The sequence below is a fragment of the Streptomyces sp. TLI_185 genome, from assembly GCF_003814765.1.
GTDB lineage: Bacteria > Actinomycetota > Actinomycetes > Streptomycetales > Streptomycetaceae > Streptomyces.
Genome location: NZ_RKRB01000001.1, coordinates 269,181 through 283,253 on the forward strand (window position 1 = coordinate 269,181; position 14,073 = coordinate 283,253).

Genomic DNA, 14,073 nt, shown 5'->3' on the forward strand with positions numbered 1-14,073 from the left:
GCGGTCAGCGGGGCACGATGTTCTCCAGCTCCTCACCTGCGGCGAACCGCGTCAGCTGGCGCCGGATGAGCGCTTCGAGACGAGGCCACAGGGAAGGCGTGAACGCTCCGATATGTGGGGTGATCAGCACGCCGGGTGTCGCCCACAGCGGATGTCCCGACGGGAGCGGTTCGGGGTCGGTCACGTCGAGCGCGGCCCGGAGCCGACCGCCGTGTGTCTCCTTCAGCAGGGCGTCGGTGTCGACGACGGCCCCCCGGGAGACGTTGACCAGCAAGGCGCCGTCCTTCATGCGGGCCAGCAGGCCGGCGTCGAAGAGCTGACGGGTCTTCGGGGTCAGGGGGGTGGACAGGACGACGATGTCCGCGTCGGTGACGAGTCGGGGCAGGCGCGCGACCGAGTGCACGGGCCCCCGGCCGGAGTTCCGGTCATGGCTCGCGACGCGGATGACCACGCAGCCGAAGGGTGCCAGAAGCTCTTCCAGCGCGGAGCCGACGGCGCCGTAACCGACGATGAGCACGGACCGCTCGTACAGGGTCTGGTAGGTCCGCGGGCTCCAGAGTCCGCGCTCCTGAGCGCTCAGCGACTCGGGTATGCCCCGCAGAGAGGCGAGAATCAGCGTCAGGGCCAGTTCCGCCGTGCTCCGAGCAGGGACTCCGCGCGCGTCGCACAGGGTCACGGGGCGCTGCAACCGGTCCAGTTCCACCCGCAGTTCGTCGGTGCCGGAACTGAGTGCCTGGACGGCGCGGAGCCGGGTCATGCCGGCCAGGGGCTTGCTGATGACATCGATGTCCTTGGTCAGGGGCGGCGCGTAGAACTCCACCGCCGCCGGGTCCGACGGGAAGGCCGAACGACCGTCCCAGCGCGCGTAGTTCAGGTCGGGCGGCAGATCGGCGAGGTGGGTGAACTGCGCGGGCAGCCACACCTGTGGGGAACTCGCGGTCATGACGACGTACTCCACTCTCATTCCGGGTTCGCGGGCCGCACACACGGTGTGTCCGCCACTGTGCGGCCATGGGGCCACCGGGCCGAGTCGCGGCGCGTGCGGCGCCGGGCCCGGGGCCGGTCCGGCCTGGCGGCCGGACACCGAAGAATTGACTGCGCATGCCATCCATCTGTGACAGCGGATGACAGTGACCGCAGTCACCCTCAGCTCGCAAGTCCCCCTCAGCTCGCGCGGGACGGCACCCCGCTTCCCCCCACCGCTGTCACACGCACCACCCGAACGCTGTCTAGCAGGACATGCACCCTGTCATCGCCAAAGCGCCGAATGGCCGACCGCATCCGGGCTTCGCGGACTCCTACGCGGTCACCGCCGAGTTCTACGACGTCCTCCAGGCCGACCGGGACGAGGCGCGCGTCCACCACCTCTACGGCCGCCAGGTCGCGCGAGCCCGGGTCGGCGTCTTGGACATCGGTGCCGGGACGGGACGGGTCACGCTGATGAGCCTGGCCCGGTCCCGCGTCGACGTGCACGCCGTCGAGCCGGCACGGGCCATGCGCACCTCCCTGATGACCCGCCTCGCCGCGCTGCCCGCCCGGCAGCGGGAACGGGTGACCGTGCACTCGCACGCCTTGGACGAGGCCCCCCTGAGCGCGGTCGCGGACGTGGCCGTCTGCCACAACACGGTCGCCTGTCTCCCCCCGGCCGCGCGGGAGGTGCTCTGGCCCGCCATCGGCAAAGCCCTCGTCCCCGGCGGTTCGCTGTTCCTGCAGATGCCGCCCGCCCTCGTCCCCGTGCGCGACGTTCTGCGTCTCCTGCCGGAGAAACGGGTCGGCGAGCACGTGTACGGCGGACGGTTGACGATGTCGGCCGCCGGGAATCGCATCCGCACCCGCGCGGACTACTGGGTGCGCGGCGCCCAGGGCGTGCTGCGCGAGCACACCGAGACGTTCTGGATGTGGCCCGCCTCGCGCGCCCGGATCATCGACGACCTGGCACGGCACGCATTCGCCCCGTTGCCGGGGCAGCACGATCCCGGCGTCCTGGCGGTGACACTACAGCCCGACCGCTGAACCGACCGATCACACGCAGGAGCACACAGGCGGGTACGGCCGTGTCACAACCGGTGTCGTCGCCCGGTCTCAAGGACGAAGGCACCACGCGGGTCGAGGTGCGCGACACCCGAAACTAAGGCGGGAATCATCGTGTCACATGTGAACACCTTCTTGATCGTCGGTGGCGGCCTGGCGGCCGGCAAGGCCGCGGAGGAGCTGCGCAAGCACGGCCACGACGGACCGCTCGTCGTCATCGCGGACGAGCCGGAGCGGCCCTACATCAGACCACCGCTGTCCAAGGGCTATCTGCTGGGCAAAGAGGACCGCGAGTCGATCCACGTCCATCCCGAGAGCTGGTACCGGGAACACGGTGTCGACCTGCTCCTGGGCACGAGCGTGACATCCGTCGACCCGCGGGCCGCAGCGGTGACACTGGACGACGGCCGCCGTCTGTCCTACGCCAAGCTCCTCCTCGCGACCGGTTCTTCGCCGCGCCGCCTGTCCGTCCCGGGAGCGGAGCTGGAGAACGTGCTGTACCTGCGTCGGGTGGGCGACAGCGAGCGGCTCAAGGCGGCCTTCACCGAAGGTGCGCGCATCGTGGTGGTCGGCGGCGGATGGATCGGGCTGGAGACGGCCGCGGCGGCCCGGGCGGCGGGAGCGGAGGTGACCGTCCTCGAACGCGGCGAGCTGCCCCTGCTGAAGGTCCTGGGCCGAGAGGCGGCCGAGGTGTTCGCCCGCCTGCACCAGGAGCACGGCGTCGACCTGCGCCCCCACGCCCAGCTCGAACGGCTCACCGGAACCGGCGGCCGGGTCGACGGAGTCCTGCTCGCCGACGGCACTCATCTGCCCGCGGACGCCGTGGTCGTGGGCGTGGGCATCACACCCAACGTCCGTCTCGCCGAGGAGGCGGGCCTGGAGGTGCGCAACGGCATCGTCACGGACGAGCACCTGCGCACCTCGGCGCCCGACATCCATGCCGCCGGTGATGTCGCCAACGCCTACCACCCACGGCTCGGCCGGCATCTGCGGGTCGAGCACTGGGCCAACGCCCTGCACCAGCCGAGCACCGCCGCGCAGGGCATGCTGGGCAAGGAGGCCGCCTACAACCGGCTGCCGTACTTCTACACCGATCAGTACGACCTCGGCATGGAGTACACCGGCTACACCGAGCCGGGCGGCTACGATCGTGTCGTCTTCCGCGGGGACCCGGACGAGCGCCGTTTCATCGCCTTCTGGATGTCCGGCGACAAGGTCCTGGCGGGCATGAGCGTCAACGTGTGGGACGTCGTCGGGACGATCCGTTCCCTCATCGAGTCCGGCGTGGCCACCCAGGACGCCGCCCTTCGCGATCCCGCCGTCCCCCTGGAGAGCCTCATCCCCTGAGAGACCGGCACGACACCGTTGGCACACAGTGGGGCCCGCACCCGCGAACCCCTCCCCTGCCGCGGCCCCCTGCGCCCAGGCCCCTCGGTTCCGTTCGGCCGGTGGCCGCACACCTCCCAGACCCCACACGCCGCACGCACCCTCGGCCCCGCGCCCGAGACCGTGCCGACAGAGGACCATCCATGACATACCAGTCCCCCGCCGTCCTGGACGCCGGACCGTCCAACGGGGTCGACCCCGACGAGTTCGTACGGGCGGCCATGCGCTGGCACTTCGCCCCGGAGACCGGCTCCCGCTACTGGCTCGACCGGGCCGACCGGCTCGCCTTCGACCCCCGACAGGACGTCAAGGGCGTGGACGACCTGTCCCTCTTCCCCGACCTGACCGACGAACTGCGAGACGTTCCGGTGACGGACCTGGTCCCCCGCGGCTACGGAGGCAAGGCCCGGCTGGTCAACGTCTTCGACAGCGGCGGAACGACCGGCGCCCCCAAGCGGGTCGTCCAGCTCGACGACTGGGTGCGGCACAGCACCCGCCAGATCGACGCACGGCTGCGCGAGCACGGCCTGCCCGTCGGTGCCCAGTGGCTGACCGTGGCTCCGACCGGCCCGCATCTGGTGGGGGACGTGCTCCAGCGGGCGGCGGCGTCCCTCGGCGGCCCGGCGCTGAGCGTCGACATGGACCCCCGCTGGGTGAAGAAGCTGATCGCCGCCGGTCGCACCGACGAGGTCGAGGCCTACACCGACCATCTCGTCGAACAGTGCCGGCGGATTCTGCTGACCCAGGACATCGGAGTGCTCGCCGCCACCACCCCGCTGCTGGCGCGCTTCGCCCGCGAGGACGACCTCCTGGAGCGGATCAACGACTCCGTCGAGGCGATCGTCTGGGGTGGCACACACATGGATCCCGACACCCGCCACCTGCTGGCCACGGAGGTCTTTCCCGACGTGGCGCTCATCGGCATGTACGGCAACACCATGATGCTCACCGCGCTGCTGGAACGGCCCGGTCTCGACGCCTTGCAGCCCTGCGTGTTCGACCCGGCGTCGCCGTACGTCTTCCTGTCGGTCGTGGCGCCCGGCACCGGGGAACGGGTCGCGAACGGAGAGCGCGGCCAGGTGGTCGTCAGCCACGTCAGCAAGTCCATGCTCATCCCCAACAACGCCGAGCGCGACACGGCCGTGCGCATGCGACCGGCCCACGGTCACGCCGGCGACGCCGTCGCGGACGTGGCGCCCGTGCCCGCGGTGCAGGGCGAGACGGTGATCGAGGGCGTGTACTGATGGCGGTCACCGAGGGCGCCGGGCCGGTCCACCTGGACGCGCTGGGACCCGGCGGCCCCTACCGGACGCGGGTGCCCAGTTCCGTGACGGATGTCTCGGGTGCCGAGGTGGCACTGCTGAGTCTGGTGCCGCCGGTGTACGTCAACCGGGCGCTGGCCGCGCTGCGCAAGGCCGAGGCGATACCGGCGACCGACGTCGACGCGCTGCTGGGTGCGGCCGCCGAGGAGTTCGCCACCGGCACCGTCGCCGGACTGGGTGTGCGCGCGTACGAACACCTGGTCAGCCGCACCTCGGGCACCCCGCTGACGGTGGTGCGTGCTGCGACGCGGGGCACGGCGCGGTTCGTCGCGCTGGCCCGTTCGTCCGCCGAACAGGGCAGGCCGCGCGGGGCGATCGCCGACCGCCGGGACCCGGCGTCGGCGGCCGGGCATGCCGTCTGGGCCCGCCGGGGCGAGGTGTTCGCCGTCAACGCCTCCGGCAACCATCCCGGTGTCCATCGGCTGTGGCTGGAGGCGCTGGCCCTGGGTTACCGCGTCGCCGTACGTCCCTCGCGACGGGAGCCGTTCACACCGCACCGCCTGGTCGCGGCGCTGCACAGGGCGGGTGTCCGGCAGGACCAGCTGGTGCTGCTGCCCACGGACCATCACACCGCCGACACGCTGATCCGCGGTGCCGATCGCACCGTGGTGTACGGCGGTGACGAGGTGGTCGCCCGATACGCCCGCGATCCCCGCGTGCTGCCGCAGGGGCCCGGCCGCAGCAAGATCCTCGTCACCGCGGACACCGACTGGCGGGAGCACCTGGACACGATCGTCGGCTCGGTCGCCGACGAGGGCGGCACCGCGTGCGTCAACGCCACCGCCGTCCTAGTCGAGGGCGATCCGGCGCCGCTCGCCGAGGCCGTCGCGGCCCGTCTGTCCCGGTTGCCCGGACTACCGCCTCAGGATGTGCGGGCGGTGCTCCCGGTGGTTCCGCTGGACCGGGCCCGAGCCCTGGACCACTACCTGCGGTCGGTGGCGGCGGGCACCAGGGCCTGGCTCGGCGGCGACGGCATCGTCGACGACCTCGGTGACGGAAGTGCCGTCCTGCGTCCCGCCGTCCATCAGGTGGAGACCGCCGCAGCCGCGCAACTGCGGACCGAACTCCCCTTCCCCTGCGTGTGGGTGGCGCCCTGGACGCGTGCGGACGGCATCGCTCCGCTGCGCGACACCCTCGTCCTGTCGGCTCTCACCCGCGATCGCGCCCTGCTCGACGCGCTGCTGGCCGAACCCACCATCGCCAATCTCCACACGGGTGACCATCCAACGTACTGGATGGCTCCCGGAATCCCGCACGACAGTTATCTGTCGGACTTCCTGATGCGCAGCAAGGCCGTCGTCGGCGCCCTGTGACCGGCGCTCAATGAGGCAGGAGCAGCATCACGGCCGTTCCCAGCGCCATCGCCCCGTCGCGAAAGTGACCGTACGGGTCCGTCGCGGCGGTGCGGTGTGCCGGATCCGTGGCGCACCGGAGCGACGGCATGGTAAGGGTCAACGACCGTACCGCGCACACCAGGAGAAACGCCGTCAGCACAGCGCTGACGACGGCGGTCGGCGCCTCGTGGGAGGAAGCCGCCCTGCCATGGGGCGTCCGCAGCATCCAGGCCATCGCCGCCATGCCGGCCGCGGACGGCAGCCGGGCGGCGATCCGCGCCGCGGTGCCCGTCGTACGCCCGTTCAGCGCGGCCAGCGGGAACCACACGGCGGCGGCCGTGAACAGGACCGTCCAGGTCGGCCCGGCCAGTGAGCGGCCGAAACCCCAGGGCATCGCCGCCATCACCGCGGCCATGGCGAAGTGCAAGAGGTGGTCCGACCGGTCACGGTGCCCGGCCGGCCGGACGCCCTGTCGGAGTGCGTGCGCCGCCACGACAGTGAAGAGCACCGTCAGCACGCAGTGCACGTAGTCGACGGGAGTAGTCATGCGGGCAGTCAGACCGTGGGACGCGACGGAACGGCATGGTGATCTGCTGGCGTCCGTTCCGACACGGTGCGCCTTCCTATTTCATGACGGGTCACAGTCTTGACCGGGGATGCGATCGATCCGTGACACGGTGCGGCCCGAGACCGTGCGATCGCGACTGCAAGGCGATTGCCATGGTGTGTCACACGGAAGACATCGCGAGCGATCCTGCGTTGCCGCCGCCGCGGCCCGGCCACCGCCGCTTGTAACATGGTGCGCACGCAGCCAGAAGGGATGTTCCATGCACGCTGGCGCCCACCCCGGCACCCTTGATCAAGCAACGAAGGATTTCCTTTCGGCGCGCCCACAGATCTTCGGGATCGCCTACCGCGTTCTGGGCAGCGCGGTGGAGGCCGAGGACGTCGTCCAGGACACCTGGCTGCGGTGGCAGAACACCGATCGCTCCAAGGTCAACGAACCCACGGCCTTCCTCACCACGGTCACCACCCGGCTGGCGATCAACCTGGCCCAGTCCGCGCGGGTACGCCGGGAGTCCTACATCGGGACCTGGCTGCCCGAGCCCGTCGACACCACGCAGGATCCGCTGCTCGGCGCGGAGCGGGCCGAAGCCCTGGAGATGGCGGTTCTGCTGCTCCTGGAGAAGCTGAATCCCGTGGAGCGCACCGCCTATGTGCTCCGGGAGGCGTTCGACTACCCCTATGAGCGGGTCGCCGAGATCCTGGAGACGACCGAGGCCAACGCCCGTCAGCTGGTGAGCCGCGCACGCAAGCACCTGGCCGCCGAACGCAAGGAGCGCGTCACCTCGGCCGCGCACCGGCGGCTGTTGGAGGTGTTCCTCTCCGCGGCGCGCACGGGCGATCTGTCGGGCCTGGAGGACGTCCTCACCGCCGATGTCGTGAGCTACTCGGACGGCGGCGGGATCCGCGGCGCGTCCAAGATCCCCGTGATCGGACGGCCTCATGTCTCGCGGTACCTGGTGGCCTTCGCCCCACGCTTCTGGCCGCACACGGACATCCGGTGGGTCGAGGCGAACGGCCGACCGGCCGTGCTGGTCTCCTCCGGCGGGGAGCCGACCGCCCTGCTGACCGTCGACATCTCGGCGGAGGGCATCGACCGGCTCATGTGGGTGATGAACCCGGCCAAGCTGGCGCCGTACGTGGCCTCGCTGAGCGGCTGAGCCACCGGCGGCGCCCGGCCCGCCGTCCACCGGTTCGCGTCACAGGAACGGTTGCTCGTCGGTCATGCAGGAGTCCGGACCGCGGACTGCCCCACCACGACGACATCGGAGTCATGCCGTGACCGAGCGGATCCAGTTGCCCACCCTGTCGACCGAGAAGGACGACGCCGGGGAAGAGTTCTCGCCCCTCTACACGACGTCCGTGACCGTCCACGGTGGCGTGGCCTCGCACGGACGGGCCTCGGGCCGGGCCCGCTCGGCCGACGGTGCCCTGGACCTTGATCTGCGCATGCCCGCCGAGCTGGGCGGCGACGGCAGCGGAACCAACCCCGAGCAGCTCTTCGCGGCCGGTTTCGCGGCCTGCTTCCACGGTGCGCTGAGCCTCCTGGCACGAGGGGAGGCACTCGACCCCGCGGCCATCTCCGTCGTGGCGACCGTGGCCTTCGGGCGGGATCCCGAGGAGGGGGGTTATCTGCTGCACGTCGATCTGGTGGTGCAATGGCCCGGGGTCGATCCCGACACGGCCGGCGCCCTGATGGACCGGGCCGACGCGTTGTGTCCCTACGCCCGCATGGCCTGGCAAGGCACGCCGACCACCATCACGCTCGCCTCCTGAACGCCGCGCACCGTGGGTCGGCGTCCGCTCCGCGCGGCCCGGCCCGTCACGACGGGAACCACAGATCCGCATCGGCAGCCTCCTCCTTGCGGACGGCGAACGCGGAGATCTCCTTCTTGTGCGGACTCTGCACCGGCAGGGCCGCGACCACGGGGTGGTCGCCCGGCGACACGTACGGTCGAGGCCGTCCCTCGGCCCCGGTGTCGCAGAACTCCACGTTGACGGCCAGGTAGCGTGCCAACTGCGGCGGCAGGTCGTCCTCGTGAAAGATGGCCTCCACCGGGCAGACCGGCTCGCAGGCGTGACAGTCGACGCATTCCTCGGGGTCGATGTACAGCATGCGTGCGCCCTCGTAGATGCAGTCCACGGGGCACTCGGTCACACTGCCCGGTCCTTGATGTCGACACAGGGCTGCGCGATGACGTACGTCATGCCGTCCTCCTCACTCTCGCACATGTCACGGACCCCGCTCGTGCGGCCGTCGGGGACATCGGTGTGACCGGGGACACCACCACGTTGTGACACGTACACACTGCCTCCGGTCACCGGACCGGTGTCGATGTCACAAACCTCCCCCTGCCCCGGTCGTAGTCAGTGACCATCCACAGCGACGGGAGCAATCGTGGCCATTACCGAACAACGTCTTGCCACCACAGTGCTGGTGATCGGTACCGGCGGTGCCGGCACGCGGGCGGCGATCGAGTTGGCCGAGGCCGGCGTCGATGTCCTGGCCGTCGGCAAACGTCCCAAGGAGGACACCCACACCTCCCTGGCCGCCGGCGGCATCAACGCCGCCCTGGCCACGATGGACCCCGAGGACAGCTGGCAACAGCACGCGGCGGACACCCTCAAGGAGAGCTACCTGCTCGGCGACCCCGCACGGCCGAGATCGTCACCCGGGGCGCGGCCCTGGGCATCGACGACCTGGAGCGCTACGGCATGGCCTTCGCCCGCGAAGAGGACGGCTGCATCTCACAACGCTTCTTCGGCGCCCACAAGTACCGCCGCACCGCCTTCGCCGGCGACTACACCGGCCTGGAGATCCAGCGCACCCTCATCCGGCGGGCAAGCCAACTGGCCATCCCCATGCTCGACAGCGTCTACATCACCCGCCTCCTGGTGCACGAGGGCGCCGTCTTCGGGGCCTATGGCTTCGACCTGAACAACGGCACGCGCCACCTCATCCACGCGGACGCCGTCATCCTCGCCGCCGGCGGCCACACGCGTATCTGGCGCCGCACCTCCTCGCGACGGGACGAGAACACCGGCGACTCCTTCCGCCTGGCGGTCGAGGCCGGTGCCCGGCTGCGCGACCCCGAGCTGGTGCAGTTCCACCCCTCCGGCATCATCGAGCCGGAGAACGCCGCCGGCACGCTGGTCAGCGAGGCGGCCCGCGGCGAGGGCGGCATCCTGCGCAACGCCCTCGGCGAGCGGTACATGAACCGCTACGACCCTCAGCGCATGGAACTGTCCACGCGCGACCGCGTGGCGCTCGCCTCCTACACCGAGATCAAGGAAGGCCGCGGCACCCCCAAGGGCGGGGTCTGGCTCGACGTCTCCCACCTGCCCCGACAGACCATCATGGAGCGGCTCCCCCGGGTCTACCAGACCCTCCTCGACCTGCAGATGCTGGACATCACCCGTGACCCCATCGAGGTCGCGCCCACCGCGCACTACTCGATGGGCGGCGTCTGGGTCCGCCCGGAGGACCACAGCACCGACGTCCGCGGCCTGTACGCCATCGGCGAGGCCTCCAGCGGGCTGCACGGCGCCAACCGTCTCGGCGGCAACAGTCTCATCGAACTCCTGGTCTACGGGCGCATCACCGGCCAGGCCGCCGCCGCCTACTCCGACTCACTCACCGCACAGCCCCGCAGCGCGTCCGCCGTGGCGCAGGCCCGCGCCGAGGTCGACGAACTGCTCGCCGCCGACGGCCCCGAGAACGTCCGGGCCCTGCAGCGCGCCCTGCGCAACACCATGACCGAACACGCCGGCGTCGTCCGTGACGAGCAGGGGCTGCGCACCGGTCTGGCGGAGCTGGACCTCATCGAGAAGCGCATGGAGAACGTCGGGGTCCACCCCGACATCGCCGGTTTCCAGGATCTCGCGCACGCCTTCGACCTGAAGTCGGCCGCCCTGGCGGCCCGCGCCACGCTCGAAGCCGCACTGGAACGCCGGGAGACCCGCGGTTGTCACAACCGCAGCGATTTTCCCGACATGGACCCCGCCTTCCGCGTCAACCTCGTCTGGTCTCCGGCGACCGGCATCACCCACGAGAGCATTCCGCCCGTCCCGGAGGAGATCGCCGCTCTCATGGCCGAGGTCTCCACCGACGGAAAGCTCGTCGAGTAGCCGGCAAGGGCAGGGACGGACAGCACCTTGTCACAGAAACCGCACCTACCTGGTCTTTCCTCATGCACAGGACATTGCACACTCCCGAAAGGATTTCCCTCGTGAAGGTCGTAGTCATCGGCGGTACCGGACTGATCGGCTCGAAGCTGGTCGCCAAGCTCAACGAGCACGGGCATGAGGCCGTGGCGGCCGCCCCCAACACCGGCGTCAACACCCTTACGGGCGAGGGCCTGGCCGAGGTCCTGACCGGCGCCTCGGTCGTGGTCGACGTCTCCAACTCGCCCTCCTTCGCAGACGACGACGTCATGGAGTTCTTCCACACCTCGACCACCAACCTCCTCAAGGCCGAGGCGGACGCCGGCGTCACCCACCACGTGGCGCTCTCCGTGGTCGGCACGGAAAGGCTCCAGGAGAGCGGCTACTTCCGTGCCAAGCAGGCACAGGAGAAGCTCATCAAGGACTCGGGCATTCCCTTCTCCATCGTTCACGCCACGCAGTTCTTCGAGTTCATGAAGGGCATCGCCGAGTCGGCGACCGACGGTGACACCGTCCGTCTGGCCCCGGTCAAGATCCGTCCCGTCTACTCCGACGACGTGGCCGCCACCGTGGGCCGCACCGCTGTCGGCACCCCCGTCAACGGGGTGGTCGAGGTCGCCGGTCCCGAGGTGTTCCAGCTGGACGAATTGATCGGCAAGGGCCTCGCCGCCAAGGGCGACCCGCGCAAGGTGGTGGCCGACGTGCACGCGCCGTACTTCGGTGCGGAGCTGGGCGAGGACACGCTGCTGCCCGGTCCCGACGCGCACATCGCGGAGACCCGTTTCTCCGACTGGATCGCCCAGCAGCACTGAGTGGCCGACTGTTCACGTGGGGTCCGTCGTGCGTCCGCGCCGCACAGTGCATCGCGGCACGACGGGCCCCGCCTTTTGCGCATCTGCGACACGCACAGCACACGAAGGAAGCACCACACGATGCCCGCCCACCACGCCCGGACCATTGACTCCGGCCCTCGTACGTACCCGGCAGTGACCGGTGCCTACACGATCGACCCGGTCCACAGCACACTTGGCTTCTCCGTCCGGCACGCCATGATCTCCAACGTCCGCGGAAGGTTCGACCGCTTCGAGGGCCTTGTCCTCCTCAACGGCTCCGACCCGTCCCGCTCCGAGGCGTATGTCAGCGTCCAGACCGACAGCGTGGACACCGGCATGCGGGACCGCGACACGCAGCTGGCGGGCCCCACCTTCTTCGACTCCGCGACGTATCCGCTGATGACGTTCCGCTCCACGGGCATCTTCCCGGTCGGCGGCGACGAGTTCCGCCTCGCGGGCAGCCTGCGTATCAAAGACATCGAACTGCCCCTGGACATCGACGTCGTCTTCGGCGGCGCCGGCGACGACTCCTCCGGGCAGCACCGGGTCGGCTTCGAGGGTTCGGCCACGCTGCGGCGTTCGGACTGGGGGCTCGCCTGGAACACGCCGCTGGAGACGGGGGGCGTCCTCATCAGTGACAAGGTCACGCTGACGCTGGACATCTCGGCGGTGCGGACCGAATGGGAAACGGCGGCCTGACCGGACACCGAGAAGTGCGGGCGGGGTGGTCCTGACCACGGACCACCCCACAGTCGCTCGGGCGACGTTCACGCGGCCGTTTCCGTCACCGCCGGCCCGCATATGTCGCGCAGTCGCATGACGCGACGCTCCCCTTCCGTCGTACCGCCCCAGACACACGGTCGAGGTGGAACCGGTCGCGGCCAACGGACGAAGCGGGGTCATACTCCACCGGGACGGTCGGCCCGCCACCTTCATGACCGTAGCGGCCACGTGCCGGGGCATCCACCAGGTGATGTGGGTCTTCAACCCGAGCAAGATCGCCGCCTTTCTCGGCTCCCGCGCCCGCTGCGCCGCCCTCAGTGCCGCATGACCCTCCGGTACGACCGGTCAGGGGCGAGAGTGGTTCCAGGAACGCAGTTTGTCGGGGTTCAGGACGACCCAGACCTGTACGACCCGCGGCCCGGCCACATCGAGGGTGACGACCGCGGCGACCTGATCGCCGTAGCGGGCGACGAGACCGGTGGCCCCGTTGACCGGCCAGGTGCGCAGGGTGGTGCGTGGGTGCCGGGCCAGCAAACTCAGCAGGCTCAGGGCAACTTCTTGGCTGCCGATGACCGGGCTCGTCAGCGCTCGGATCTTGCCGCCCCCGTCGAACACCGCGGTGACGTCGGGGGCCAGCAAGGACACCAGGCGATCGCTGTCGTCCTCCGCGCAGGCCTGCCGTACGGCGTGGGCGATTTCGTACTGCAGACCTGCTGATGCCGGACTCTCGCGCCGCACACGCACGATGTCCTCCGGTCGCAACAGCAGGTCGCCGACTTCGTCCTCGACACACGTGTCGCATGGTCCGCTGCCGGGCACGGAGCCCTGTGATCCGGACGGGCCCAGCCTCTCCAACGATATGCGGCCCACGGCCTGGGTCAGCCAGGCTCGTGGCACCCGTATCCGCGCCCGCTCGTGCGCGCAGAGCCCGAACCACTGCCGGTACGCCTCGTCGGTGACGCGCTCCGCCGCGACACGGTCGCCCAGCATCCAGCGAGCGACCTCCAGCAGATGCCGCCGCTCGTCGAGCAGCTCCGCGATCGGCATGGCGTCACCGACACGTTCCATACCGCCCCTCCTTCCGAACGGCCCACCCACCCAACAAAACACGCTTTTACGCGATCCCACTGCCCAATGACATAATCAATGGCAATACAGTGTGAGTGAACAGGCGGCCCACGTAGTCCACTTACCCCGGGCGACCCCTCACATGTTCGTCGCCTTCCTCTTCCTCATCTCCCGAAGGGAATCGTCATGCGCAATACAGTGCGTGCCGCAGCCGTCGGAGCCGCACTCGTGGCTCTGTCACGCGACTACACCCTCCGCGAGATCACCATTCCACCGGGTCAGGCGACCGGGTGGCACTACCACGACGGGTACCTGTACGCCTACGTCAAGCAGGGAACCCTGAGCCACTTCGATGCCACGTGCGCGTCCGACGGCGTGTACAAGAAGGGCAGTTTCCTCACGGAACCACCGGGCGCGGACCACGTCCATGTCGGCGAGAACCGGGGCACGACGGACCTCGTCCTGGACGTCCTCTACGTCCTGCCACACGGCGCCCCCTTCTCCCAGGACGCCCCGGACCTCGGCTGCGAACTGCCCTGACGGAGCCTCTGCGCGACGGTTGTCACAACTTCCCTCACTACCCGGTCAATCCCGTGTCGACGGCCCGCGGCGGGTATCCGCCCGGGCCCCGCGGTGAAGGAGGAGGAC

Annotated in this window: 12 protein-coding genes and 2 pseudogenes; 10 read left to right on the forward strand and 4 right to left on the reverse strand. The window is 70.1% G+C overall.

The window, feature by feature from the left end; translation table 11 throughout:
* Positions 1 to 4: 4 nt before the first annotated feature.
* Positions 5 to 943 carry a 2-hydroxyacid dehydrogenase gene (locus tag EDD92_RS01150; RefSeq protein ID WP_123962445.1) on the reverse strand — a complete coding sequence of 313 codons (939 nt, stop codon included), beginning with the start codon at positions 941 to 943 and terminating at the stop codon, positions 5 to 7.
* Positions 944 to 1,239: 296 nt separating this feature from the next.
* On the opposite strand from EDD92_RS01150, the gene EDD92_RS01155 reads away from it, so the two are divergent.
* The 4 genes from EDD92_RS01155 (at position 1,240) to EDD92_RS01170 (ending at position 6,052) form a co-directional block, all read left to right on the forward strand.
* Positions 1,240 to 2,013: a bifunctional 2-polyprenyl-6-hydroxyphenol methylase/3-demethylubiquinol 3-O-methyltransferase UbiG gene (locus EDD92_RS01155; RefSeq protein WP_123962446.1), complete on the forward strand. Its 774-nt coding sequence runs from the start codon at positions 1,240 to 1,242 to the stop codon at positions 2,011 to 2,013.
* Between the two features lie 132 nt (positions 2,014 to 2,145).
* Positions 2,146 to 3,378 carry an NAD(P)/FAD-dependent oxidoreductase gene (locus EDD92_RS01160; RefSeq protein WP_123962447.1) on the forward strand — a complete coding sequence of 411 codons (1,233 nt, stop codon included), beginning with the start codon at positions 2,146 to 2,148 and terminating at the stop codon, positions 3,376 to 3,378.
* 182 nt (positions 3,379 to 3,560) lie between these two features.
* The gene (locus tag EDD92_RS01165) at positions 3,561 to 4,661 is read left to right on the forward strand and encodes a phenazine antibiotic biosynthesis protein (RefSeq protein ID WP_123962448.1); all 1,101 of its coding nucleotides are present in this window, start codon (positions 3,561 to 3,563) and stop codon (positions 4,659 to 4,661) included.
* Positions 4,661 to 6,052: an aldehyde dehydrogenase family protein gene (locus EDD92_RS01170; RefSeq protein ID WP_123962449.1), complete on the forward strand. Its 1,392-nt coding sequence runs from the start codon at positions 4,661 to 4,663 to the stop codon at positions 6,050 to 6,052. The genes EDD92_RS01165 and EDD92_RS01170 overlap by 1 nt, the downstream gene beginning before the upstream one ends.
* 7 nt (positions 6,053 to 6,059) lie before the next feature.
* Here EDD92_RS01170 and EDD92_RS01175 read toward each other — a convergent pair whose 3' ends face one another.
* On the reverse strand, positions 6,060 to 6,620 hold the full coding sequence (locus EDD92_RS01175; protein ID WP_123962450.1) for a DUF5134 domain-containing protein: 561 nt from the start codon (positions 6,618 to 6,620) through the stop codon (positions 6,060 to 6,062).
* Positions 6,621 to 6,900: 280 nt separating this feature from the next.
* Between EDD92_RS01175 and EDD92_RS01180 the strand changes: the two genes are divergently transcribed.
* Complete coding sequence (locus EDD92_RS01180) at positions 6,901 to 7,797, forward strand: RNA polymerase sigma-70 factor (protein ID WP_123962451.1); 897 nt, start codon at positions 6,901 to 6,903, stop codon at positions 7,795 to 7,797.
* A 118-nt stretch (positions 7,798 to 7,915) separates the two neighbouring features.
* Positions 7,916 to 8,413, forward strand: coding sequence for an Ohr family peroxiredoxin (locus EDD92_RS01185; protein WP_123962452.1), 498 nt, complete (start codon positions 7,916 to 7,918; stop codon positions 8,411 to 8,413).
* Between the two features lie 46 nt (positions 8,414 to 8,459).
* Here the strand turns inward: EDD92_RS01185 and fdxA are convergent.
* Positions 8,460 to 8,845, reverse strand: a pseudogene (gene fdxA / locus EDD92_RS01190) (ferredoxin).
* Between the two features lie 190 nt (positions 8,846 to 9,035).
* Between fdxA and EDD92_RS01195 the strand changes: the two are divergent.
* The 3 genes and pseudogenes from EDD92_RS01195 (at position 9,036) to EDD92_RS01205 (ending at position 12,333) form a co-directional block, all read left to right on the forward strand.
* Positions 9,036 to 10,765, forward strand: a pseudogene (locus tag EDD92_RS01195) (L-aspartate oxidase).
* A gap of 101 nt (positions 10,766 to 10,866) precedes the next feature.
* Complete coding sequence (locus tag EDD92_RS01200) at positions 10,867 to 11,613, forward strand: SDR family oxidoreductase (RefSeq protein WP_123962453.1); 747 nt, start codon at positions 10,867 to 10,869, stop codon at positions 11,611 to 11,613.
* A gap of 120 nt (positions 11,614 to 11,733) precedes the next feature.
* Entirely contained in the window at positions 11,734 to 12,333 is a 600-nt protein-coding gene (locus tag EDD92_RS01205; protein WP_123962454.1) for a YceI family protein, read from the forward strand.
* A 369-nt stretch (positions 12,334 to 12,702) separates the two neighbouring features.
* On the opposite strand, the gene EDD92_RS01215 is transcribed toward EDD92_RS01205, so the two are convergent.
* Positions 12,703 to 13,425 (reverse strand): RNA polymerase subunit sigma, encoded by a 723-nt coding sequence (locus EDD92_RS01215; RefSeq protein WP_123962455.1) that lies wholly within the window; start codon positions 13,423 to 13,425, stop codon positions 12,703 to 12,705.
* A 186-nt stretch (positions 13,426 to 13,611) separates the two neighbouring features.
* Here EDD92_RS01215 and EDD92_RS01220 point away from each other — a divergent pair, with 186 nt between their 5' ends.
* The gene (locus EDD92_RS01220) at positions 13,612 to 13,965 is read left to right on the forward strand and encodes a cupin domain-containing protein (protein WP_123962456.1); all 354 of its coding nucleotides are present in this window, start codon (positions 13,612 to 13,614) and stop codon (positions 13,963 to 13,965) included.
* Positions 13,966 to 14,073: the final 108 nt, after the last annotated feature.